General features: G+C 69.2%; 19 protein-coding genes. 17 read left to right on the top strand and 2 right to left on the bottom strand.

What is annotated here, in order from left to right; all coding sequences use genetic code 11:
• Positions 1-858: 858 nt before the first annotated feature.
• Positions 859-2,346, bottom strand: coding sequence for an MFS transporter (locus tag ACWEVP_RS03845; protein ID WP_452061111.1), 1,488 nt, complete (start codon positions 2,344-2,346; stop codon positions 859-861).
• Positions 2,347-2,743: 397 nt separating this feature from the next.
• Between ACWEVP_RS03845 and ACWEVP_RS03840 the strand changes: the two genes are divergently transcribed.
• The 11 genes from ACWEVP_RS03840 (at position 2,744) to ACWEVP_RS03790 (ending at position 14,175) form a co-directional block, all read left to right on the top strand.
• Entirely contained in the window at positions 2,744-4,189 is a 1,446-nt protein-coding gene (locus ACWEVP_RS03840; protein WP_452061110.1) for an APC family permease, read from the top strand.
• 86 nt (positions 4,190-4,275) lie between these two features.
• Entirely contained in the window at positions 4,276-5,928 is a 1,653-nt protein-coding gene (locus ACWEVP_RS03835) for a CocE/NonD family hydrolase (RefSeq protein ID WP_452061109.1), read from the top strand.
• A gap of 134 nt (positions 5,929-6,062) precedes the next feature.
• The gene (locus tag ACWEVP_RS03830) at positions 6,063-7,181 is read left to right on the top strand and encodes a nitronate monooxygenase (protein WP_452061108.1); all 1,119 of its coding nucleotides are present in this window, start codon (positions 6,063-6,065) and stop codon (positions 7,179-7,181) included.
• Entirely contained in the window at positions 7,178-7,729 is a 552-nt protein-coding gene (locus ACWEVP_RS03825) for an acyl-CoA thioesterase (protein WP_452061107.1), read from the top strand. The genes ACWEVP_RS03830 and ACWEVP_RS03825 overlap by 4 nt, the downstream gene beginning before the upstream one ends.
• Positions 7,726-8,982 carry an NAD(P)/FAD-dependent oxidoreductase gene (locus ACWEVP_RS03820; protein WP_452061106.1) on the top strand — a complete coding sequence of 419 codons (1,257 nt, stop codon included), beginning with the start codon at positions 7,726-7,728 and terminating at the stop codon, positions 8,980-8,982. Before ACWEVP_RS03825 ends, ACWEVP_RS03820 begins: the two co-directional genes overlap by 4 nt.
• A gap of 29 nt (positions 8,983-9,011) precedes the next feature.
• Positions 9,012-9,617 (top strand): CoxG family protein, encoded by a 606-nt coding sequence (locus ACWEVP_RS03815; protein ID WP_452061105.1) that lies wholly within the window; start codon positions 9,012-9,014, stop codon positions 9,615-9,617.
• Position 9,618: 1 nt separating this feature from the next.
• Positions 9,619-10,119, top strand: a complete 501-nt coding sequence (locus tag ACWEVP_RS03810) for a MaoC/PaaZ C-terminal domain-containing protein (protein ID WP_452061104.1) — start codon at positions 9,619-9,621, stop codon at positions 10,117-10,119.
• 24 nt (positions 10,120-10,143) lie between these two features.
• Complete coding sequence (locus ACWEVP_RS03805; protein WP_452061103.1) at positions 10,144-10,932, top strand: SDR family NAD(P)-dependent oxidoreductase; 789 nt, start codon at positions 10,144-10,146, stop codon at positions 10,930-10,932.
• Entirely contained in the window at positions 10,929-12,464 is a 1,536-nt protein-coding gene (locus tag ACWEVP_RS03800) for a class I adenylate-forming enzyme family protein (protein WP_452061102.1), read from the top strand. The genes ACWEVP_RS03805 and ACWEVP_RS03800 overlap by 4 nt, the downstream gene beginning before the upstream one ends.
• Positions 12,461-13,315 carry a citryl-CoA lyase gene (locus ACWEVP_RS03795; protein WP_452061101.1) on the top strand — a complete coding sequence of 285 codons (855 nt, stop codon included), beginning with the start codon at positions 12,461-12,463 and terminating at the stop codon, positions 13,313-13,315. The genes ACWEVP_RS03800 and ACWEVP_RS03795 overlap by 4 nt, the downstream gene beginning before the upstream one ends.
• Entirely contained in the window at positions 13,312-14,175 is an 864-nt protein-coding gene (locus tag ACWEVP_RS03790; RefSeq protein ID WP_452061100.1) for a polysaccharide deacetylase family protein, read from the top strand. Before ACWEVP_RS03795 ends, ACWEVP_RS03790 begins: the two co-directional genes overlap by 4 nt.
• 12 nt (positions 14,176-14,187) lie before the next feature.
• Here the strand turns inward: ACWEVP_RS03790 and ACWEVP_RS03785 are convergent, their stop codons facing one another.
• Entirely contained in the window at positions 14,188-15,864 is a 1,677-nt protein-coding gene (locus tag ACWEVP_RS03785) for a PucR family transcriptional regulator (protein WP_452061099.1), read from the bottom strand.
• A gap of 230 nt (positions 15,865-16,094) precedes the next feature.
• Between ACWEVP_RS03785 and ACWEVP_RS03780 the strand changes: the two genes are divergently transcribed.
• The 6 genes from ACWEVP_RS03780 to ACWEVP_RS03755 all read left to right on the top strand — a co-directional run bounded on the left by ACWEVP_RS03780 (position 16,095) and on the right by ACWEVP_RS03755 (position 23,801).
• Positions 16,095-17,306, top strand: a complete 1,212-nt coding sequence (locus tag ACWEVP_RS03780; protein ID WP_452061098.1) for an NAD(P)/FAD-dependent oxidoreductase — start codon at positions 16,095-16,097, stop codon at positions 17,304-17,306.
• Positions 17,307-17,489: 183 nt separating this feature from the next.
• Entirely contained in the window at positions 17,490-18,374 is an 885-nt protein-coding gene (locus ACWEVP_RS03775; protein WP_452061097.1) for a nitrilase-related carbon-nitrogen hydrolase, read from the top strand.
• Positions 18,371-19,456 (top strand): tartrate dehydrogenase, encoded by a 1,086-nt coding sequence (locus tag ACWEVP_RS03770; RefSeq protein ID WP_452061096.1) that lies wholly within the window; start codon positions 18,371-18,373, stop codon positions 19,454-19,456. Before ACWEVP_RS03775 ends, ACWEVP_RS03770 begins: the two co-directional genes overlap by 4 nt.
• A 57-nt stretch (positions 19,457-19,513) precedes the next feature.
• Positions 19,514-20,956: an aldehyde dehydrogenase family protein gene (locus ACWEVP_RS03765; protein WP_452061095.1), complete on the top strand. Its 1,443-nt coding sequence runs from the start codon at positions 19,514-19,516 to the stop codon at positions 20,954-20,956.
• Between the two features lie 14 nt (positions 20,957-20,970).
• Entirely contained in the window at positions 20,971-22,083 is a 1,113-nt protein-coding gene (locus tag ACWEVP_RS03760; RefSeq protein WP_452061094.1) for an alcohol dehydrogenase family protein, read from the top strand.
• A gap of 56 nt (positions 22,084-22,139) precedes the next feature.
• Positions 22,140-23,801 carry a choline dehydrogenase gene (locus ACWEVP_RS03755; protein WP_452061093.1) on the top strand — a complete coding sequence of 554 codons (1,662 nt, stop codon included), beginning with the start codon at positions 22,140-22,142 and terminating at the stop codon, positions 23,799-23,801.
• Positions 23,802-23,830 lie beyond the last annotated feature (29 nt).

Genomic DNA, 23,830 nt, shown 5'->3' with positions numbered 1-23,830 from the left:
TGGTGATCTCTAGGTTTCGGATGGTGTGAAGTTCGTAGGAATGTTATCGGCGACACCACGGGATGACGACGAGGAACACCCTGCGCGTCGGTGACCGCGGAGCCGGCCTTCCAGGCGCGGCGGTCAAGTTGCCCGATGAGGTCGGCCGCGGCGGTGAAGATCGCTGTGGGGGCCGGCTGGACGGGAAGTCGGCCAGGGTGAAGCAGCGGCCGAGGTCCGGGAGGACTGGTTCGCCCCGTCGGGGATGCCGGAGATGGCACAGCGCGGCGTAGGGCAACCGTGGAAACACGCGCTGCCTCTGCTTGCTCGCCTTTCACGAGATCATCGCGGGTACGTAGTAGGAGATAGTCGGTGCCCGGACTCGCGCTCGCAGGTTCCGGTGCCCGCCGCCTTCACGCGCTCGGGCGGCTGGATTCGCTGCGCGCCAAAGGATGATCTGTGGCAGGCGACAGTCCTCCGAGAAGCGTGGCCGGGGGAGGCTAGCCCGGCATGCTTGACGAGCCCGGCCACCGGGCGGACCGTCGCCCGGGGCCGGTCAGCGCGGCCTCGTCCCAATCGCGCTCGGTCAGGGGCTGGAGCCGCTGATCGCGCGCCGGACGAAAACAGCTGGGAGCTGCGGGGGAGGCGCCCGCGCGTTGCGGGGGCGGGGAACTTCTGTGTGGCAGGGAAACGAGCTTCGAGCGCACGGCGTCCCGGCATGGCGCGCACGCCGGTACGAGCACGGTCCGCCTGCTTCCCGCCAGCGGGACAACCGCTCCGGGCTGGGCCGCTCCGGCGCAGATGTTGTGTTCGTGGCCGGACGGGACGCATAGGCAGAGACATTCGGTGGTCGAGATCATCATCGGTCCCATCTTCGAATTACCTGGCGCGGTTTCCCGGTTCGGCTGAGCTGCTGTCGGCCAGGGAAAGCGGCATGGCGTCGAGGTCGAGGTCCGGGTTGTCGTCCTGGGTTCGGACCAGCTCAGCCGCCTCGGCCTCGGAACCGGCGGTGGGTAGCGAGCCCGGTAGCGGACGCCGTGCTGTCTCCCGGATGAAGAAGACGGACACCCCACCGATCACGGCCGCCGCGATCAAGTAGTACGCGGGGATCAGTTTGTCGCCGGTAGTGCCGATCAACGCTGCGATGACGAGCGGAGCGGTACCGCCCAGCGCGGCGTTGCCGACGTTGTAGGAGAGGCCAAGCGCACTCGACCGTGCTCGCGTGGGGAACTGCGCTGGCAGGGTTGCCGCGAAGCTGGACGAGAACACCATCGCCGGGAGGGCGATGAACGCGGTGCCCAGGAGAGCCTCGATCGGCCGACCGCCGGCCATCAGAAGGAACGCGGGTATGGGCAGCACGATCCCGGCTGCCGCGCCGAAGAACAGGATCGGCTTGCGTCCGAGGCGGTCGGACAGTGTCGCGAAACGCTGTACACCGATCGCGGCCACGACGTAGAGCGGAAACGTCACTGCCGCGCCTTGGGTCGAGCCGAATCCGAGAGACGACGTCAGGTAGGTGGGCACGTACGAGGTGAGGGTGTAGGCGATGACGTTCCCCGCGGCCGAAATCCCCGTCACCGCGAGGATGCGCCGCCACTGCGACTTCAACACCGTCGCCACGCCATCCGGTTTCGTGTCGGTCGCGAAGGCGTTTTTCGCCGCATCCGAAAACGCCGGAGATTCTTCGATGCGGTACCGGAAATAGACGGCGATGCCGGCGAGTGGGGCGGCGATGAGGAACGGGAGGCGCCAGCCGAACCGCACCATCTCGTCGTGGTCGAGGCCGAGTTCCAGCAATGCGACGAGGCCGGCGCCGAGGGCGAAGCCGAGGTAGCTGGTGCCCATGAAGCCCGTATAAAAGCCGCGGCGGCGGTCCGGTGCGTGTTCGCTGATGAACGTGGCGCCGCCGGTGTATTCGCCGCTGGCCGAGAACCCTTGCACGAGTTTGAGGAACACGAGCAGGACCGGTGCCCAGAACCCGATGACCGCGTAGCCGGGCAGCAAGCCCGTGGCGAACGTGGCGATCGCCATGACGAACAGCGTGATCGTCAGCGTGCGCCGGCGTCCGATGCGGTCGCCGAGCCAGCCGAAGAAGATGCCGCCCAGCGGGCGCGCGAGGAAGGTGACGGCGAACGTGCCGAACAGGTAGAGCGACTGGACCGCCGGGTCCGACTTGGGCAGGAAGACAGCGCCCATCGTGGTGACCAGGTAACCGAATACGCCGAACTCGTACCATTCGATGACATTGCCGACGATCGTTCCGGTGACCGCCCGGCGCAACACCGGCCGATCGACGATCCGGACGTCGCCGGGCCGCAGCCGGCGCTTCGGCAGGTGGCCCTCGGGCTGTGGTGCGGGGCTGGGCATGTGTTCTCCGCTTCTACCGGACTCGGGTGCCTCGCCGGCGCGGCGGTCGCCGTGTCGATTGTGGAATCGTGGCCGACGACGGGGCTTCGGGCCATTGGCCGGATTGCGACCCTGTCGGTGATCTTTGGGAGAAATCCGACTGGCTCAACTGGCAGGGCCCCGATGGCGAGCGGGGTACCGTGTGCGGAACGCCGGTTGCCGGTTCGCGGACGACTGGTGAAACACCAAATGCCCGCCTCGCGCCTTGGTCATGTGACTAGTGCCACAGGGGTGTGGCATGCGCGCATACTCGCACAACTTCACCAGCAGAGGCGTTCCCCGTACCGGGGCACCGCGTTTGACGCGGGGTGTCACCAGGACGAGCGTGGAGCGTCCCTTCCCACGAAAGAGGACCGGCGTGAGCAATTCGCAAACCTCGACCGACGCCGTGCGGCAGGACGGTCCCCGCCTCCGTGGCAATCTCGGGCCGCTCGAGCTCTTCTTCAGCATCCTGGGCTACAACGCGCCACTGGTGGTCGTCGTCGGTGTGCTCCCGGTGATGCTGATCGCCGGCAACGGCATCGGCACCCCTATGGTCTTCGTGATCAGCGGTGTCATCCTCGCCGCCTTCGCGAACGGCTTCATCCGCATGTCCAAGGCCTTGCCCCGGCCGGGCGCCTTCTACTCGCTGATCACGGAAGGATTGGGCCGGGCAGTCGGTCTCGGGTCGGGCTTCCTCATGCTCGTCGCCTACTTCGTCGTCGCCTTCGGCACCATCGTCTTCGGTGGCATCGTGCTCGGTTCGCTGGTCACCGACACACTGCACGGTCCGCACGCACCCTGGTACGTCTGGGGAGCCGTGTTCTGGGCGATCACCGCCGTGCTGGGATACCTGCGCATCAGCGTTTCGGCGAAACTGACCACCATCCTGCTGTTCTGCGAGCTGATCGTCATCGCCGTCTACGACTTCGCCGTCGCCGGACATGGCGGCGCGTCGGGGATCAGCGCGGCGCCGTTGTCGCCGAGCCACCTGTTCGACGGGTCCTTCGGGGTCGGCCTCCTGCTGGCGATGAGCATGTTCGGCGGGTTCGAGGTCGCCGTTCTGTTCCGCGACGAGGTGCGCAAGCCGGATCGGACGATCCCGCGGGCGACGTACGGCGTGATCGTGGCCGCCGGCCTGATCTACGCCCTCACGTCGTGGCTTTTCATCAATTCGCTCGGCGTCGATCACGCGATGGCGATTGTAACGGGTGACCCGGAGGGAAGCATGCACTCCAGCATGCAGACGTTCGGCGGTCTGTTCGTCGCCGACGCCGCCCGGGTGCTGGTCAACACCAGCTCGTTCGCGGTCCTGCTGTGCGCGCACAACTACGCGGCGCGGTACGCGTTCAACCTCAGCGCGGACGGCATTCTGCCGAGCGCGCTGAGCGGGATCCACAAGAAGCACGGATCACCCCACATCGCCTCGATGGTGGTGACCGTCGCGTCGGCACTCGTCATGGTTCCGGTTGTGCTGCTGAACGTCGAGCCCTACGAGTTCTACGCGGCGAGCCTCGGGGTCGCGGCCCTCGCCGGTATGATCGTGTTCTTCACCAGCAGCGTTGCCGTGACGCGCTACCTGCGCAGGAACGGCACAGGGGAGCGGGCACTCAACCGGACCGTGCTGCCGGTCGTCGCGACCGCCGGGCTTGGCATCACCCTGGTCCTGGGCGTGCTGAACTTCCCGGTGCTGACCGGTGGTTCGGCGCTCGTCTCCAACCTGCTGATGGCGCTGGTCGCGCTGATCTTCGCGCTGGGGGTCGCGATTGCGATCAGGTACCGGCGCACCCGGCCGGAGGTGTACCAGCGCATCGGACGTCAGTGACCAACGTTCCCGCCCTGAGCGGCGTGCCTGGTGAGTCCCGGGCACGCCGCGTTCAGGGCCTTGACCCGATTGCAGGAGGACAGTACATGACAGCGATCCGGATCGAGTACGACGTCCCGGTTCCCATGCGGGACGGAGTCGTGCTGCGCGCCGATGTCTATCGGCCCGAGGGTGATGGGCCCTGGCCGGTCATCGTCGCCCGGACTCCCTACGACAAAGGTAACCAGGACGAGCTGCTGTTCCTCGCCCCGACCTCGGCCGCGCGCCGTGGCTTCATCGCTGTCGTCCAGGACGTTCGCGGCCGGCATGCGTCCGAGGGCGACTTCCTTCCGTTCGTGAACGAGGCGAACGACGGCGCGGACACTATCGACTGGGCCGCCGTACTGCTGGGTTCGAACGGCTCGGTGGGCATGTGGGGTCTGAGCTACTTGGGAAACGTGCAGTGGCAGGCGGCCGGACGGCAGCCGGCGGCGCTGAAAGCCATTGCTCCGGAAAGGACTTTCCGGGAACCCGACGCGGGACTGGCCTACCGCGGGGGAGCCTACGAGCTGGGCCTTGTTCGCAGCTGGGGCATCCTGACCGGCTTCGACCGGATCTTGCGCACTCACACCGAAGACGAGGAAGAGCGGACGAAACGGCTGTTGAGTCTCGCCGCGGCTGCCGACGGCATTCCAGGGAGGACGTACCTCGAGCTGCCGACCGGCAGTGATCCGGTCATCGCGCGGCACGAACTGCCCGATCTGGCGGATCTCGCGTGCGTCGAAGCCGCGAATGTCGTGGCACACGAACAGAACGTCACGGTCCCCAGCCTGCATGTCGCCGGCTGGTACGACTTGTTCGTCCAGCCGACGATCGACAACTACGTCTCCGCCGCGCGGCGTACGCCGGCAAAGCTGGTCATCGGCCCATGGAACCATGTCGGGCAGACCTCGCTGCAGGGCGACGTCAACTTCGGACTGGCCGGAGACGGGTCGTTGATCGACTTCTCCACCTCCGTCCTGGACCTCACTTTCGACTGGCTGCATGCGTGGCTCACGACCGGACAGGCGCCGGACGACGACCTCCCGGTGAAGATCTACGTCATGGGCGCCAACGAGTGGCGCTCGGAGCCGGAATGGCCGCTGCGGCGTGCGGTGCCCACTCGCCTCCTGCTAGGCGACGACGGGCGTCTCGCGCAGGTGGCGGAGCTGCCGCCGGGCCGGCTCACGTTTGCCTACGGCCCGGCGGACCCGGTGCCCACCGTCGGCGGCGCGTGCACCATGCCCTACCCGCCGGCCGGGGCCTTCGACCAGCGTGTCGTCGAGGAACGCGCCGATGTGCTCGTCTTCACGAGCGATGTCCTCGCCGAGGATGTCGAGGTGACCGGCCGCATCACTGCCACCCTGACCGCGGCGACCGACGGTCCCACGACCGACTGGGTCGTACGCTTGTGCGACGTGCATCCCGACGGGCGTTCGTACAACGTCGTCGACGGGATCCGCCGCGTCGAGGCGATCCCGGGCGAGGCGTCCACGGTGGACGTCGACCTGTGGTCCACCAGCATGCTCTTCAAGGCGGGCCACCGAATCCGCGTGCAGGTGACGTCGAGCTGCTTCCCACGCTGGGATCGGAACCTCAACACCGCGGCCGGCCTGCGGAACGGCGAGATGCGGGTGGCGGCCCAGACGCTCCACGTGGGAGGCCAGTCGCCATCGTTCGTGACGCTCCCGATCGTGCCCCGCTCCGGCGCGCCGGCCTAGCCCGAAAGGACGTCCCTTTCGGAATCTCTCCGGCGATCGGGCCAGATCTTCGGTCAACGCCCAATGCCGTCGCGGCAGGTGCCGACTTAGTGTGGATGTCAAGGCGACGCTCGGATGTGAGGAACGACAGACGCATGCAAACACCGATCACCGAAACGCTCGGCATCGAGTTGCCCATTTTCGCGTTCTCCCACTGCCGCGACGTGGTCGCGGCGGTCACCAAGGCCGGGGGGATGGGTGTGCTGGGCGCGGCGTGGATGACGCCGGACGAGCTCGACATGTCGATCGAGTGGCTCGAAAGCGAAGTGGACGGCAAGCCGTTCGGGGTCGACCTGGTCTTCCCCGGCACGGCGATGGACGAGGAAAAGACACCCGAGGAGTACCTCGCCGCCATCCCCGACGAGTACCTCGGCTTCGTCACGCGGATGCTGGACGACGCCGGCCTCGCCGACCTGACGCCGGAGGACCGCGAGGCCTACATGGTCGAGAACGCCCGCAAGATGGCGATGACCAACACCAAGAGCCGCGAGCAGCTCGACATCGTGCTGGCGCGGCGGTCGGTGGGGCTCATCGTCGGAGCCCTGGGCGTGACGCCGGACTGGGTGGTCGAGAAGGCGCACGCCCAGGGCGTCAAGGTCGGCGCGCTCGTCGGTACCGCGCGGCACGCGGCGAAGCAGCGGGAAGCCGGCGTGGACCTGATCGTGGCGCAGGGGACCGAGGCGGGCGGCAGCGTCGGATCGGTCGCCTCCATGGTGCTGTGGCCGCAGGTCGTCGAGGCCGCGGCCGGGATTCCGGTGCTGGCGGCGGGCGGCATCACGCGAGGCTCGCACCTGCTCGCGGCGCTGTCCCTGGGCTGTCAGGGGGTGTGGCTGGGTTCGCTGTGGCTCGGCACGGTCGAAGGTGAGCTCACTCCGGAGATGCGGGAACGGCTGTTCGCCGCCGAGTCGGAGGATGCGGTCATCGCGCGGGTCATGACCGGCAAGCAGGGCCGCATGCTCGGCACCGAGTACGTGCGGCGCTGGCAGGAACCGGACGCCCCCGCCCCTCTGCAGTGGCCGATGCAGTCGATCCTCAACGGCTACTCGTACAAGCGGGCCGAGCGCGGGCGCAACCTCGACTACTGGACCTACGCGGCCGGGCAGGCGGTGGGCGACATGAAGAACCACACGACCGTCAAGCGGGAGATCGAACGCTTGCTGACGGAATACAGCGACGCTCTCGACGCGCTGTCGCGCGTTGCCGGCCTCGAATGACGCCGGCCGCCTTCACCCACCGGGTTCGCTACCACGAGACCGACGCGCAGGGGTTCCTGTTCAACAGCCGCTACCTGGAACTGGCCGACGTGGCCATGACCGAGTACTTCCGCGCGCTCGGCTTTCCCTACGGCGAGCTGAACGACGCGGGAATGGACCCGTCGGTCGTCAAGGCCACCGTCGACTGCAAACGGCCGGCCCGATTCGACGACGCCCTCGACGTCACCGCGGCCTGCACGAGGGTCGGCAGGTCCAGCTTCGACCTCGCCGTCGCCGTCGCCCGGGACGGCCAGGCGATCGCCGAGGTGAACCTCACCTACGTCAACGTGGAGGCGCAGGACGCGACCTCACGCCGCATTCCGGCGGCGATCGCCGGCCTCCTGCGCCGTGACGCGTCCGGTCGCCCGGCGGAGGCGTTGGAGATCCACCAAGAATCCGGCGGATTCCTCGCGAACCGACCAGTGGTTGGGGGTTCCGGGGATGCCGCATCCTCGTTTCAGCAGAGCTCCGGCGACCGAGCCGTCGACCACGAAGGACTGATGCGATGACAACCGCCTCCGCGTCCGCGCACCGCGGCGTCCCACCCGCGAGCACGATCGTCGTCGGCGCCGGGATCGTCGGTGCCGCCACCGCGCTGTACCTCGCCCGCGAGGGTGTGTCGGTCACGCTCGTCGAGCGCCACCACGCCGGGTGGGGCGCATCCGGACGCAACGCCGGATATGTCTCGATGATCACCCGATCCGGTGGTCCGCAGCTGGAGCTGGCGCAGGTCTCCCGCCGGCTGTACCCGCAGCTGGCCGAGGAGCTGGACGACTTCGAGTTCAAGGCGAACGGCGCGCTCGTCTACTACTACGAAGAGCAGGTACCGCTGATCGAGGGCTTCGTGGCCCGGCGGCAGGCCGACGGGCTCGACATCGAGGCGGTGAGCCCCGAGCGGGCCCGCGAGCTCTGCCCGCTGCTGCCCCACGAGGTCGTCGGCGGCATCCACAGCAAGCTCGACTGCCAGATCCACCCGGGCAAGCTGCTGGATGCGCTGGTCGCGGCCGCCGTCGAGGCCGGCGTGCAGGTCGTCACGGGGGACGTCGTCGAACTCCAGGTGGAAGCGGACCGCTGCACCGGCGTGCGGACGACCAGCAGCCTGCTGACGGCCGATACGGTCGTGCTGGCCGCCGGTTCGTGGACGGCCGAGCTGATGACCAAGGCCGGCCTGCCGTTCCATCTGCTGCACATGCGCATGCAGATGGCCGAGACCGCGCCGGTCCGGGACCGGTTCGACGTCGTCGCCTACGGTCCGAGCCTGTTCCACGAGTACGCGTTCGTGCGTGAGCTGCCCGGCTACGAAGACGACATCGTGCTGCACCCGCTGCAGCAGATCATGCCGGAGGTCGGCCTCCTGGAACTGGTCTGCCAGCGTGACGACGGGCGGCTGTGGCTCGGCTGTCCGATCGAGTTCGTCGACGGCCCGGACGCGAACCAGGAACCGACAGTGGCCGGGATGGCGCAGACTTTCGGGGTCCTGGGCGACCACGTCCCGGCCCTGCAGCACGTCCCGGTGGAGCGGACCTGGGGCGGGATCGCTCCCCAGACCGGCGACGGGTTGCCCGTCGTCTCGGCGGTCGGCGCCCTGCCCGGCCTGTACGTCGGATCGGGTCTCGCCTACGGCGCGACAGTCGGGCCGGGCAGTGCCCGCGTCCTCGCCGACCTGGTCCTGGGCCGTGAACCGGAGATCGACGCCACGCCCTTCCGCTACGAGCGTCCCGCCGTCACGGAGGGCATGGCCCGCTCGGCCACGCTCGGCTGACCCACGACCACGAGCACAGGAGACTGCACATGGCCACCAAGAAGGTGGACTGGAGCAAACGCACGGCCAAGAAGACGGCCGGCACGACCGTGGAGCTGGACGACACGATCACCGTCCCGGTGACTTCCGAGGTGGCGTGGAGCCGACTCGAGGACACGCCCCTGGTCGCGTCCTGCCTGCCCGGACTCGACCCCGCGTCGCTGCAGGAGGACGGTCCGAACGCGTTCCGGGCCCGGATGACCCACTCCGTGATGGGCATCAGCGCCAACTGGGACCTCCGCGCGACCCTCGCGCCGGACCCTGCGCGGCGTGCCCTGCGCGTGGTCATCGACGGCGAAGATTCCCGGCTCAACATGAAGCTGGGTGGCGTCGCCGACGTCTCGGTGCGCTCCGGTGAGAGCGGCGACGCGCAGCTGGACTACACCGCGAACCTGCGGGTGGACGGAAGCCTTGCCGCGATGGGCGGACCGGTCATCCGGTCGATCCTCGCCGACGCGATCTCGCAGTTCGTAGCGGTCATCGGCGGGGAGCACAACGGGCGACGGAAGCCGTCCAGGCGGCTGCTCGGGCGCCTTCGCCTGTGGTGGGCGCGCCTGACCCGGAAGACCGCACCCACGACGACAAGGACTCGCTGACATGAACCTCACCGTGGCGCCGGCGCGCTCCGCACAGATCGAGCGCGGCCTGTACCTGGAAGACTTCCGCCCCGGCCAGTCCTGGGTGACGCCGGGGCGCACGATCACCGACGCGGACCTGGTGAACTTCGCCGGGCTGTCGGGTGACTACAACCCGCTGCACACCGACGAGGAGTTCGCCCGGAGCACCCAGTTCGGCGGCCGGATCTTCCACGGGCCCGGCGTCTTCGCGGTCGCCATCGGCCTCGAATCCCGCCTCGGCCTCAAGGACGGCACCGCCATCGCCTTCCTCGGCATGACCTGGGACCTGCGGCTGCCGGTGGGGATCGGCGACACGATCAGGGTGGAACAGCGCGTCGCGGAAGTCCGCCCGTCCACCTCGAAGCCCGACCGCGGGATCGTCACGTTCGACGTCGCGGTGAAGAACCAGCGGGGCGAGGTGTGCCACGACGGGCAGTGGGTCGTCATGTTCCGCCGGCGCGCCTGCGCCGAGACCGTTTGATCACCCGAGGAAGAGAGGCTCACATTGTCGGCCAGCACACCCCGTACCGTCGCGATCACCGGAGCGGGCTCGGGTATCGGTCGAGGTATCGCGCTCGCGTTCATCGAGGAAGGCTACGAGGTCTTCGCCGGCGACGTGTCGCAGGACCGTCTCGACCAGACCGTCAAAGAATTCGGCAACCCCGCCAACCTGCACATCCGGCGGACCGACGTCAGCGACTACGAGTCAGTCGCCCGGTTCGTCGACGACGCGGCGTCCCTCACCGGGACCCTGGACGCCGTGGTCAACTCCGCCGGCGTGTTCGACGGCTACGCCGACGTGCAGGAGACCACGCCGGAACTGTGGCAGAAGATCATCGGCGTCAATCTGACCGGCGCCTTCCACGGCTGCCGGGCCGCCGCGCTGAAGATGATCCCGCAGCGCTCCGGCCGCATCGTCACGATCGGATCCGTGGCCGGGCAGCGCGGCGCCGCGGACGGGCTGTCCTACGTGGCCTCGAAGGCCGGGCTGGAGGGCCTCACCCGGCGGCTGGCCATCGACGTCGGGCCGCACAAGGTGACGGCGAACCTCGTCGCCCCGGGGGTCATCCGGACCAACCTGCGCGCCACGTCGGAGGAACTGCTCGGCGACTTGGTCTCGACCCAGCAGCGGGGGATCGGCGTGTCGCCGGAGATCATGGACTTCCTGATCCCCGCCCACCGCTCGGCCGAGCCCGCCGAAGTGGCCGCCGTGGTGCGCTTCTTGGCCTCGGAGGAGGCGAGCTACGTCAACGGACAGGTGATCGCGGTCGACGGCGGATGGACGGCGACGTGACCGCTGTCGGCGATCCCGTGTCCGGGACATCGGATTGCGCGGCCGCGTTCGCTCTCGTGGCTGACCGGCAGCCCGGCCGGCCCGCGGTCGTCGAGGACGGCCGCGTGACGACCTTCGGTGCCCTGCAATCCGACGTCGTCCGGCGGGCTGACGCGCTGCTCGACGCCGGCGTCCGCAGCGGTGACCGGGTGGCGCTGGTGGCCGAGAGCTCGGCCGGCTTCCTCGCGACGGCGCTCGCGGTCTGGCGCATCGGCGGCGTGTTGGTCACGGTCTACCCGTCGTCGGGCGCGGACGACCTCCGCTACGCGCTCGAGAGCAGCGACCCGGTGCTGGTCGTCGCGGGAGCCGAAGTCGGCGGCCGGGTTGTCGCGGAGGCCGCAGGCGCGACCCCGGTGACGTCGGTCGAGGACTTCGCGCCCGTGGAGGTCCGCGCCGGCACCGCACCGAACCCGGAGGGCTTGCGGGAGCCGCTGAGCCTGATCTGTTTCTCCTCGGGCACGACCAGCCGGCCCAAAGCGATCATGGTGAGCGCCCGCACGGTCCTCAACTGCGCGGAAACCTACGGCGAAGTCTGGCACTTCGGCCCGGACGACCGGGGTATCGTGTGCCTGCCGATGGCATGGATGTACGGCTTGGCCAGCACCTCGCTGGCCTTGCTGCTACGCGGCGCCACCGCCGTCGTGGTCCGCCGGTCCCGCCCCGAGGTCCTGCTCGCCGCGCTCGTGGACCAGCGGGCGACCTTCTTGGCCGGCGTCACCACGACCTTCACCAGACTGGTCCACCACCTCGAGAACAACCCGGTCGGCCCGACGGCGTTCGAGGCGCTGCGGCTGTGCATCTCCGGTGGCGAACCGCGCAACGAGGAAGCCTTCGAGCGGTGGCGCTCCCTCAGCGGGGCGCCGGTCTTCGACGCCTACTGCTCGTCCGAATGCCTACCGCTGGTCACCTACGACCCCTGGGAAGACGCCGCACCGAAGCCCGGGGCCGCCGGGCGGCTGGTTCCCCGGGCCCGCCTGAAGATCGTGGATCAGACCGGCTCCGAGGTGCCGCCCGGCGAGGTCGGCGAAGGACTGTCGTCCGGCCCGGGCCTGATGCTCGGCTACTGGCGGGACCCGGAACTGACGCGCGAAGTCCTCACCGAAGACGGGTGGTACCGGACCCAGGACCTGCTGCGCGTGGACGAGGACGGCTATGTCCACGTGGTCGGCCGGTTGTCCGACGTGATCATCCGCAGCGGGGTGAACATTTCGCCGGCCGAGGTGGAGCGCGTCCTGCGCACCCATCCCGCGGTCGCCGACGCGGCGGTCGTCGGGCTGGCGGACGCTGTGTACGGACAGCAGGTGGTGGCCGCCGTCGTGCCGGCTACCCCGCTCGATATCACCGAGCTCGACGCTCACGCACGCCGGCAGCTGACGCGCTACAAGGTGCCCGGCGAATACGTCGTGGTGTATCAGCTGCCGGTGAACGCGACCACCGGGAAAATCGATCGACGAGCCTTGGCCGCGAGCCTGGCAGAGGGGGATACGCCGTGAAAACCGAGGACAACGGACACCCGTACTGGACCTCCCAGGTCAGCGCGATCACCGACGACAAGGTCTACGTCCGAGGCTATGACCTGGAGGACCTCATCGGGGAGCTGTCGTTCACCTCCGCGGTGTTCCTCCTCATCCGCGGGCACCTGCCGACCCCCGGCCAGGCACGGGTGCTGGACGGCGTCCTGAGCGCGGTGCTCGACTACGGCCTGGAGAAGCCCGGCACGGTGGCGGCCCGCTTCGCGGTCTCGGCGAACCCGAGCATGGCCGCCGGGCTGGCTGCGGCGTGCCTGTCCGTCGGCAGGTACACCCTGTCCACCGAGGACACCAGCCGGTTCATCATCGAGGCCCATGACCGGTTCCAGCAGTCGGGCCTGAGCATGGCCGAGTTCGCGGACCGGGAAGTCGCGCGGCTGTCGCAGGCCAGGCAACGGATTCCCGGCCTCGGGCACCCGGTCTTCAAACGCGTGGACCCGCGGGCAGCGGTGCTCCGGCGCCTCGCGGTCGAGGAGGGCTGCTGGTCGGAACGCGCGGATCTCTACGAAGCGGTGCACGCCGCGTTCACCCGGAAGCCGGGCAAGGCGGACGTACCGATCAACGACGTCGGCATGATGGGCGCGGTGCTCGTGGCCCTCGGCTTCACCCCGGAGGAGGGGAGCGGCATCGCGATCCTGTCGACGATGCCCGGCGTCGTCGCCCACATCTCCGAGGAACTCGCGACCGGCCGGCCGATCCGGGTCGTCCCCCGCGCGCAGGTCGGCTACGACGTCGAGCCAGGCCGCGACTACCGGAGTGACCGCGCCGCCGCGGGATGGCAGGACCCGCACGTCGCTTCGGCGGTGAAATCGTGACGATCCGGATGCCCGACGGCAAGCGGCTCGCGGTCTGCCTCAGCCCGGACTTCGACGCGCAGAGCGTCTGGATGGGCACCTTCCGGTCCCAGTCCCAGTCGTTGATGTCCCGCGGCGAGTTCGGTGCCGAGGTCGGCGCCCCGCGGCTGCTCGAGTTGTTCCGGCGCTACGGGATCCGCACCACGTGGTGCGTCCCCACGCACACGATGCAGACCTTCCCGAAGGCCGTCGACGCCGTGGTGGAGGACGGTCACGAGGTGGCGGCGCACGGCGTCTATCACGAGTACATCCCGGCTCTCGACCTCGCCGAGGAACGCCGCCTGCTGGAGCTGCAGCTGGAACAGCACCAGAAGATCCTCGGCACGAGGCCGCGCGGCTACCGCTCGCCCGCCCTCGACATCACCGACAACACGCTGGCCCTGCTCGCCGAGCTGGGTTTCGACTGGGACTCCTCGCTGATGGGCCGCGACTTCGAGCCCTACCGGCCGCGGATGGTCGTCGAATACGACCTCGAGAACGGCAACCGCTTCGGAGAACCGAGCGACGTGCTGGAGTTCCCCGTCTCCTGGGCGCTGGACGACTTCCCGGAGCTGGAGACCTTCAAGACCAGCCCGCTCATGCAGAGCAATGACGCAGTGTTGGCTCGCTGGACCGACAGTTTCGACTTCGCTTACGAGCACTGCCCGGGCGGGCTCATGACGTGGACGCTGCACCCGCAGACGATCGGCCGCAGCCACAACCTCCTGATGCTGCAACGCTTCCTGGAGCACGTGACCGCGCACGACAGGGTGTGGTTCCCAACCCTGTCCGAGGTGTTCGACTCCTGGCAGGACATCGCGGCGGGCCCGGTCGGCGGCTGAGCCGCCGCCGGGTCAGCGGCCCGGGTCGAACACGACGCCGGTGCGGTCGGCCGCACGGGAAACGAAATCGACTGGCGTGCGCGGGGCCTCGACGTCGGTCGGCTGACTCGTGCGAACCGTCCGCGTCGCGCGGGGCTGCGGACCGCCCTGCCGCTCGAGGTCGCGCGCGGTGAGGGCCAGGAACAGCGAGGACACCGCGGCCGGGTCGCGCATGCTCAGTCCCAGCGCCTCCTCGACCTTGGCCAGCCGATAGCGCAGCGAGTTGTGGTGGATGTTCAGCGCGTGTGCCGCCGCGTTCATGTTCTGGCTGTGCGCGAAGTAGGTGCTCAAGCCCTCCAACAGCTGCGGGCGCTCGTCCAGCGGGGTGAGGAAGTCGCGCGCCCAGGCGATCATCCGGTCCGCACCCACGTCGGCGAACAACCGGGTGGCGAAGTCGAAGTTCTCATAGGGCATGAGCTGGGCGCCCTTGGCGGTGCGGCTGAGCCACTGAACGGCCAGCAGAGCGTCGTGGTAGGAGTCCGCGACCTCACCGACCGCCCGGACCGGCCGTCCGACGCCGATGTGCACTTCGGGAACCGAGGTCTTCGACGCGGCGAGCACTCGCCGCAGGGTGCTCGGGGTCGCCTGCACCAACATGATCGCGACCTGGTCGCGAACACTCGTCAGCTGGGCGATGCCCTGGCCTTCGAGCGCGGCGATCAGGCCGTCGGCCACGGTCCGCGCGCTCAGTCGCTCGCGGCCCGTCACGGCCGGCCGGGCCGGCCGGACGACGACCGCGCGCAGGCCTTCCGCGAACGCCAGGCCCAGGCTGGCGATCCGCCCCGCGAGCTCCGGGTCGTCGGGTGTCTGCCGCAGGGACAGCGCCTCTTCCAGGAGGGACGCCCGGATGGCGCGCTCCTGCTGCCGCGCGACGAGCGTCAGCCGCTCGATGGCCTCGAGCAAGGCCGTCGCGACGTGCACCGCCGACATGACGTAGGGGTCCGGAAACGATTCGCGGCGGGACGCCATCACGAGCCAGCCGGTGAACTCCCCGTCTTCGCCGGGCTTGTGCACGCGGTCGGCGATCCCCCGCCACCCGTCGATGTCCAGCATCTGGGTCTGCACCGAGGTGCGGCTGAGCTGGCCGAACAACAGGACGAGCGGAATCGGGCCGGTGGCGCGCACCGCGCGTCCGCGCGTGTCGACCACCGCCGCCTCGGCGTTGCAGGTCGCCTTGAGACGTGCGAGCAGGGCGTCCGCCGGCTCCGGTTCGCCGAGTGCCTGCGTGAGGGAGCGCTGCAGGGAGGCCAGCCGCCTCGTCATCGCGGTCTCGTCGCGCTGGTCGAGGGCGCGCGCGATCGAGAGGACGACGTCGGCCGGGTTCACCGGCTTGCCGGTCTCCGCGACCACATGCCCGCGGAACCGGCCGGCAAACTCCGCGGCGTCGAGGTGGCTGGGCCCGGCCAGGATCAGCAGGCGGACGGGGGAGGTGCCCAGCCGCCGCGCGAGGGCGTCGAGGTCGTCCACTGAGGCCACACCCGGGTGCACGAGGATCACGCCCGGGTCGTCCGGCAGGGCCGAATCGCCGACGAGGCTGGCCCCGGTCACCGGCTTGCCCACATCCTTCTCGGAGCCGCTCAGCAGGCGCACGTCATCGCCGAGCTCAGCGAAGACCGCCCCGAGGGTGGTCGTTCGAGCTTGCGCGATCATCGTCTGCTGACCTCCAGCGTGAGGCGGCCCCCGGCGACTCGGTGTCCACCTACGATAGGGCGCACGCGGCCGACCGGCATCAGGAAGTTCACTATGAAACGACCATCGCGTTGTGAGGATACCAGTACGCTACGGTCGCTTCTGTCCATAACGTGGTCGGAAGAGTGCCGCGACGTCGAGCGGCGGTTCCGATCGGTCCGGGACCCGGAGGACGGTGGAAGGTGCCGATGATGAGCAGCACGGAAACGTTGGCCACCGCCGATGTCGTCGTCGTCGGGGCCGGGATCACCGGACTGTGCACCGCGTGGGAGCTGAGGCAGCGCGGATTCGGCGTGGTCCTGGTCGACCAGCGGTTTCCCGGGTACGGCGCGTCGTCGCGGAACCCGGGCGCGCTCTGGCTGCAGACGCGCCGCGCCGGCCTCGAACTCGACCTGGCGCGCGCGGGGAAGCTGAAGTACGAGGAGTACCTCGACGTGCTCGGCGACGTGTTCGACTTCCGCCGCGAAGGCGGCCTGTTCTTCTTCGAGACCGAGGAACAGGGTGAGGTGCTGCAGGCCTACGTGAACGACCGGCGCGCCGCTGGGCTCACGATCGACATGGTCAGCCGCAAGGCCGCGGCGAAAGCGTGCTCGATCCTGCCGGACACGGCGATCGGCGCGGTCCAGTGCGCCGACGACGCCCAGATCGACGCGTTGAGCTTCATCAGCGCGATGGAGTCCGCCTGCGTCCGGGGCGGGGTCCACTTCTTCCGCAACACCGCGGTGCTCTCGACCCTCCGCGAGGGCGACCGGGTCGTGGGCGTTCGCACCGTCCGCGGCGAAGTGCTGGCGTCCGGTGTGGTCTGGGCGACGGGTGCCTGGGCGACGACCCTGCGCGCCGAGGGCATCCTGCTGCCCGTCGAGACCACCCGGGTCGGGCAGCTCATGATGCAACCGGTGGACGCCGGCGCCAGCCCGCTGGTACACGGGCCGAAAGGCGTGCGCGGGTGTGGTGCGCTGACCGATCTCCCGGAATACCGCCGTGATTTGTTCGCCGGCCCGCTCAGCGGGGAATCCGGCATCGAAGGCTACGACGACGCGGCGATGCTCAATCGCGGCGGCTCGTTGTACATCGGTCACACCGTGGACGGACGTCATTCCCTGAATCCGCACATCACCTTGACCGCCACGCACGCGATGACCGGAATCGGCCTCGAACGGTATGCGCGCTTCGCGGATTACGGCGTTACCGGGTTGTGGGCGGGCCTGGGCTGTGAGACGCCGGACGACCTGCCGGTCGTCGACCGGGTCGAAGGCACCTACGTCAACGTGGGGCACGCGTGGGGCGTGTCCAGCGGGCCGATCTGCGGTCAGGTGCTGGCCGAGATCATCGCCGGCGAACGCAGTGAGTTCGCGTCCGGCTTGCGCGCCGATCGGGGCGCACTGCACCCGGCCGCGAGGTGAGCCCGGCCGCCGCGAGGCGGCTTGGAATTCTCACGAACATCTGTCGTTGATTCGCCACTCTTGCCAATACGGCCTCGCCGCACGCGGGGTTAACGTTGTCGCATCAAGCTTGCCGGTGTTCGTCGTTTTCGGAGACACTAGAACTGTGAGGACTTGATCGTGGCCTCTCTTACCGTCGCTGCGGTGCAATTGGCGTTGCGAGCCGAAAGCACCGTTGACGGATTCGTCGCCCGCCTGGACGGTCTCGTGGGCAAAGCCGCCGCCCAGGGCGCGGGCGTGGTGGTGTTCCCCGAATTGGCCAGCACCGGCCTGCTCGCCTCCATCACCGACCACACCGTGACGACCGCGACGGTTTCTGCGGACTACTGGACGGTTCTGCCGACGTTCACCGACGCCATAGCCGAGGCGGCGCGCCGGATGGCCGAGGAGCACCAGATCGTGGTCGTGGGTGGAAGCCACAACCGGCTGGCCGGCGACGGCTCCCTGCGCAACACCGCCTTCGTGGCCCATCCCGACGGGCGCGTCGAGCTGCAGGACAAGATCCACCTGACGCCGCAGGAACACGATCTGGGGGCCGTGGGCGGCGACGAACTGCTCGTGACGTCGGTAGGACCGTTCACCGCGGGCGTGCTGATCTGCGCCGACATCCAGTTCCCGGAGCTGTCCCGCTACCTCGTCCACCGCGGGGTCGACCTGATCTTCTGCCCGTCGCTGACCTGGAACCGGCGCGGCGTGCACCGCGTCCGGACCGGCTGCCAGGCCCGCGCGATCGAGAACCAGCTCTACGTTGTGATGTCGCCGCTGGTCGGCCACAACGGCCTGCCCGCGGACGCGCCGATGTACGCGGTGGGCCGGGCGGTGGTGGCCGGACCGGTCGACAAGACCGTCGGGGTCAACGACGGAATCCTCGCCGCCGCGGAGTCCGACGGTGAGCAGATCGTGTTCGCGACATTGGACCACGATCTCCTGCTGGCCTCGCGCGCCGAGCCGGAGGCCCCCGGCCTCGCGTTGCGGCGGCTCGATCTGTACGACACCCTCTACGCCGGACAGCGGGGTGGCGCGCGATGAACCGCTACACCATCGACGTCATCGCCGGGGACGGCATCGGCCGGGAAGTGGTGCCGGCCGCGATCCGGTGCATCGACGAGCTGGCCCTCCTGGAGGGTTTCGAGATCGCCTGGCGCGAACGGGATTGGGGTTCGGAGCGCTATCTGCGGGACGGCGCCATGATGCCACGCGACGGCGTCGACGAACTCGCCGACGGCGACGGTATCTTCCTCGGCGCCGTCGGCGCCCCGGGTATCCCCGACCACGTCACCCTCTGGGGACTGCTCATCCCGATCCGTCGCTCGTTCCTGCAGTACGTCAACCTCCGGCCGGTGCGCTTGCTGCCCGGCATCCGCGCCCGGGTTGCCGGGGCGGAGAACCTCGATGCGGTGATCGTCCGGGAGAACGTCGAGGGCGAGTACTCCGAAATCGGCGGGCGTGCCTACGACGGCCGCGCCGAAGGCCTCGCGATTCAGCAGACCGTCTTCACGCACGCGGGTGTCGAACGGGTCGCGCGGTTCGCCGCGGATCTCGCCGCCGGCCGCAGTGGGCGTCTCGTCTCGGCGACGAAATCGAACGGGATCCTGCACACGATGCCGTTCTGGGACGAGGTCGTGCGGAACACCGCCGGCGTCCGCAGTGACGTCGAACTGGAGTCGGTGCTGATCGACGCGCTCGCCGCGCGGGCGGTCCTGAAGCCCGAGACGCTCGACGTCATCGTCGCGTCCAACCTGTTCGGGGACATCCTGTCGGACCTGCTGGCCGCCGTCGCCGGGTCGATCGGCGTGGCCCCGTCGGCGAACCTGAATCCGCCGCGGGATCACCCGTCGATGTTCGAGCCGGTCCACGGGTCGGCGCCCGACATCGCGGGGAAGGGATTGGCCAACCCCGTGGGACAGATGTGGGCCGGCGCCCTGATGCTCGAGCACCTCGGCGAGCAAGCTGCGGCGGACCGCCTGGTCCGGGCATTCGAGCAGGCGCTCGCCGATGGCGTGCGTACCGCCGATCTCGGCGGCACGGCGTCGACGTCGGCGTTCACCGACGCGGTGCTCGACTGCCTCCGTGCCACGCCGCCGGTCCCCGGAAAGTCCACAGTCGACTAAGTGAGTGCTCAGCGTGTCCGCCCGTGTTTCTGTTTTCGGCCAGCAAGGAGCGTTATCGTGACCACCTCCGTCGATCACCGCGGCGCCGCGGCGCAGTGGGTCGCCGACGTCGGCGACCCCGGTGTTTCGGTCGTCGTCAACCCCGCGACCGAACAGCCCATCGCGGCGTACCGGAACGCCACCGACGAGGATGTCGACGCCGCCGTCCGGACGGCGGCGGGCGGCGCCCGCGCGTGGGGCCGCACTTTTCCTGCGGAGCGCGCGGAGGTGCTGCTGCGGATCGCCGACGCTGTCCAAGCCGAGGCGGACGAGTTCGCCGAGCTCGAGTCCGAGAACGTCGGCAAGCCGATCGCGCACGCGCGGGGTGAGATGCCGTGGGTGTGGGACGTGATTCGCTACAGCGCCGGCGCCGCCCGCAATTCGCACGCGCCGGCGGCCGGCGAATACGCCAACGAGAGCACCTCGTGGCTCCGGCGGGAGCCGCTTGGTGTGGTCGGGCTGATCACGCCGTGGAACTATCCGCTGCTGATGGCGGCGTGGAAGATCGGGCCGGCGCTCGCCGCGGGCAACGCCGTGGTGCTCAAGCCGTCGGAACTGACGCCGCAGACCACCATCAAGCTGGTCGACGTGGCCAACCGCTTCTTACCCCAGGGGGTGCTGAACCTGGTGCTCGGCGATTCGTCGGCCGGGAAGGCCATCGTGGCGCATCCGGACGTGCGCATGGTCGCTCTGACGGGTGACGTCTCGACCGGCAAGGCGGTCGCGGCCTCGGCCGCGGAGACGCTGAAGAAGGTCGGCCTGGAACTTGGCGGCAAGGCACCGGTTCTGGTGTTCGCCGACAGTCCGGTCCGGGAGACCGCGCGCGATCTCGTCGACTTCGGCTTCGCCAACAGCGGGCAGGATTGCACCGCGGCCTGCCGGCTGATCGTCGAGGACTCCGTGTACGACGAGTTCGTCGCGGCGTTCTGCGCCCGCGCCGCTGAGCTGCGTGTCGGTGACCCCGGTGATCCGGCGACGGACATGGGCCCGGTGGTGTCCGAGGTCCAGCTGGAGCGGGTCGCCGGCTTTGTCGACCGAGCCCGCGCCGCGGGGGCCACGGTCCCGCTGGGCGGCGAGCGGCTCCCGCGGGACGGCTGGTTCTACGCCCCGACGGTGGTGACCGAGGCGGAGCAGTCGTCGGAGATCATCCAGCGCGAGGTGTTCGGCCCGGTGGTCACCATCCAGCGTGGCCGCGACGAGGACGAGATGCTGGCCATGGCCAACGACGTCCAATACGGACTGTCGGCGAGCGTGTGGACCACGAATCTCGGCCGGGCGCTGCGGCTGACTCGCGAGCTGGACTTCGGGACGGTGTGGGTCAACCAGCACATCTTCACCGCGTCGGAGATGCCGTTCGGCGGTTTCCGCGGTTCGGGGTACGGCAAGGAGCTGTCCGGGATCGGCATCGACGAGTACTCCCAGCTCAAGCACGTCATGGTCAAGCCCGAGCTGCTCAGGTGACGGGGTCGCGGACGATGAACGGCGACTTCGCAACCGTGCCCGCGACGATGCGCGCGGTGGTCCTCACCGGACACGGCGGGCTCGACAAGCTCGAGCACCGCGATGTGCCCACCCCGGTCCCCGGACCGGGTGAAGTGCTCGTCCGGGTCGGCGCCTGCGGGCTCAACAACACGGACATCAACACCCGCACCGGCTGGTACGATCCGGTGGTGGAGACGAGTGTCTCCGAAGAGCTGGGCGTGCGCGGACGCGACGACGGTGCCGCGTCGTCGTGGGACAAGAACACCGTGCGGTTTCCCCGTATCCAGGGCGCGGCCGTCGCCGGGCGTATCGGGGCCGTCGGCGCGGGCGTCGAGGCCTCTCGTATCGGGACCCGGGTCCTCGTCGACCCGTCGGTCCGTGACCCGGACGGGCCGGTTCGCGCGCAGCTGGCGGAGTACCTCGGGAGCGAACGAGACGGCGGCTTCGCCGAATTCGTCGTCGTGCCGGCGATCAATGCGCACACGATCGAGACCATGCTCAGCGATGCCGAGCTGGCGACCTTCCCGTGTTCCTACGACACCGCGGAGGAGATGCTCCAGCGCGCCGGCCTCGCCAAGGGCGAGACCATCGTCATCACCGGCGCGGCCGGGGGCGTGGGAACGGCGCTGATCCAGCTTTCCCTGGCCCGGGGAGCGTATGTGGTCGCCGTCGCCGGAGCCGCCAAGGAGGTGCGTCTGCGTGAACTCGGCGCGCACCACGTGGTGGCGAGGGAAAGTGAGAACTTCGGGCGTGCGGTCGAGGCGCTGATCGGTGAACGCGGCGCCGACGTGGTCGCCGACGTCGTCGGTGGTCCGTTGTTCGGTGCGCTGCTGACGCTGTTGCGGCGCGGGGGCCGCTACACCACGGCCGGCGCGATCGGTGGGCCGACGACGAGGATCGACCTGCGTGAGGTGATCTACAAGGATCTCGAACTCCACGGGATCACCTGCCCCTCCGCGGAAACGTTCGCCCGGCTCGTGGAGCTCGTGCGGAGCGGTCGTCTGCGGCCGTTGCTGGAAGACGTGTTCCCGCTGTCCGCACTGGCCGAGGCCCAGACCGGATTGCTCAAGCGCGAGCACGTCGGGAAGTACGTCGTCGTTCCGTGAAACCCGCGCGCAGACCGGGTGCGATGCCCCGTGTGAGAACAGAAGAAGGACGTCAGATGAAGCACGAGAGCTACGACTACATCATCGTCGGCGGAGGTTCGGCCGGCTGCGCGCTCGCCAACCGGCTTTCCGCCGACGAGCGCACCAAGGTGCTGGTCCTGGAGGCCGGCCGGGGGCATTCGCGGTTCGACTACCCGATCCGGGTGCCGGCTGCCTTCCTGTTCGTCATGGGCAACCGTTGGTACGACTGGCAGTACAAGTCCGAGCCCGAGCCGATGCTGGGCGGGCGGCGGATCGAGCACTACCGCGGCAAGCTCGTCGGCGGCTCCAGCTGCATCAACGGCATGTTCTTCCAGCGCGCGAATCCACTCGTCTACGAACGCTGGGCCGAAGCTCCGGGCATGGCGGACTGGGACTATGCCCACTGCCTGCCCTACTTCAAGCGCCTCGAGCAGTTCACCGGTACCGATCTGTCGGGCCAGTACCGCGGCCGGCTCGGACCGATCCCGGTCCACCGCCACCGCGCGGACAACCCGTTGTTCCGGGCCTTGTTCGACGCGGCACGGCAAGCCGGCTACGCGGTCGTCGACGACGTCAATGGCTACCGCCAGGAGGGATTCGCGGCCTTCGACTGCAACATCGAGGACGGGGAACGCTACGACGCGGCCCGCACGTACCTCGACCCCGTCCGGCGGCGGACCAACCTCACCGTGTCGACCGGTGCCCTGGTGAGCCGGGTCCTCTTCGAAGGGTCGCGGGCGGTCGGTGTCGAACTGCTCTCCCGACGCGAAGGACGAACCGTCGTTCGTGGCACGGAGATCATCCTCTGCGGTGGCGCGTTCAACTCGCCTCAGCTGCTGCAACTGTCCGGCGTCGGCAACGGCGGCGAGCTGAACCGGCTCGGCATCGACGTCGTGGCCGACCTGCCGGGCGTGGGCGAGAACATGCAGGACCACCTCGAGGCGTTCATCATGTACGCCTGCACCCAGCCCGTGTCGATGGCGGGCATCCTCAAACCGAAGAGCTGGCCGGGCATCGGGGTGAACTGGCTGCTGCGCCGCAAGGGGCCCGCGGCCACGAACCACTTCGAGGCAGGCGGTTTCCTCCGCTCGAACGACGAAGTGGACATGCCGAACCTGATGCTGACCATGCTCGCCCTCGGCGTCCGCAACGACGGGACCCCAGCGCCGACCGAGCACGCGTACCAGATCAACCTCGGACCGCAGACGCCGCAGTCGAAGGGGCACCTGAAGCTGCGCGCGAACGACCCGGCCCAGGCGCCGGTGCTGACGTTCAACTACCTGTCGGTCGAGCAGGACCGCAAGGAATGGATCGACGGCGTCCGGAGCACCCGGGAGCTGCTCAACCAGGCGGCGTTCGAACCTTTCAACGGCGGAGAATTGTCGCCGGGGCCCGAGGTCCGGACCGACGACGAGATCCTCGAGTGGGTCGCCCGTGACGCGGAGACGACCTATCACCCGTGCGGCACCTGCAAAATGGGCACCGGCGAGGACGCGGTGGTCGACCCGCGGACGATGCGCGTGCACGGCCTCGACGGGATCCGCGTAGTCGACGCGTCGGTCATGCCCGTCATCCCGAACGCGAACCTCTACGCGCCGGTCATGATGATCGCCGAGAAAGCTGCGGACCTGATCCTCGGCCACCGCCCCGCCGCGTCCGAGCACGTCGACTTCTACCGGCACGAGAAGATCGCCTGAGAAGCTACTCCGGCGGTCCATCCCGCGAG

This window comes from Amycolatopsis sp. NPDC003865, from assembly GCF_053605345.1.
Note: the sequence above shows the minus strand (reverse complement) of the source record. Positions and strands in the feature narration are given on the sequence as shown.

Excerpts from the sequence above, each read along its gene's own strand:
- ACWEVP_RS03810 (WP_452061104.1), top strand. The coding sequence starts at position 9,619 with ATGAACCTCACCGTGGCGCCGGCGCGCTCCGCACAGATCGAGCGCGGC.
- ACWEVP_RS03780 (WP_452061098.1), top strand. The coding sequence starts at position 16,095 with ATGAGCAGCACGGAAACGTTGGCCACCGCCGATGTCGTCGTCGTCGGG.
- ACWEVP_RS03770 (WP_452061096.1), top strand. The coding sequence starts at position 18,371 with ATGAACCGCTACACCATCGACGTCATCGCCGGGGACGGCATCGGCCGG.
- ACWEVP_RS03820 (WP_452061106.1), top strand. The coding sequence starts at position 7,726 with ATGACAACCGCCTCCGCGTCCGCGCACCGCGGCGTCCCACCCGCGAGC.
- ACWEVP_RS03815 (WP_452061105.1), top strand. The coding sequence starts at position 9,012 with ATGGCCACCAAGAAGGTGGACTGGAGCAAACGCACGGCCAAGAAGACG.
- ACWEVP_RS03755 (WP_452061093.1), top strand. The coding sequence starts at position 22,140 with ATGAAGCACGAGAGCTACGACTACATCATCGTCGGCGGAGGTTCGGCC.
- ACWEVP_RS03825 (WP_452061107.1), top strand. The coding sequence starts at position 7,178 with ATGACGCCGGCCGCCTTCACCCACCGGGTTCGCTACCACGAGACCGAC.
- ACWEVP_RS03835 (WP_452061109.1), top strand. The coding sequence starts at position 4,276 with ATGACAGCGATCCGGATCGAGTACGACGTCCCGGTTCCCATGCGGGAC.
- ACWEVP_RS03785 (WP_452061099.1), bottom strand. The coding sequence starts at position 15,864 with ATGATCGCGCAAGCTCGAACGACCACCCTCGGGGCGGTCTTCGCTGAG.
- ACWEVP_RS03760 (WP_452061094.1), top strand. The coding sequence starts at position 20,971 with ATGAACGGCGACTTCGCAACCGTGCCCGCGACGATGCGCGCGGTGGTC.
- ACWEVP_RS03830 (WP_452061108.1), top strand. The coding sequence starts at position 6,063 with ATGCAAACACCGATCACCGAAACGCTCGGCATCGAGTTGCCCATTTTC.
- ACWEVP_RS03845 (WP_452061111.1), bottom strand. The coding sequence starts at position 2,346 with ATGCCCAGCCCCGCACCACAGCCCGAGGGCCACCTGCCGAAGCGCCGG.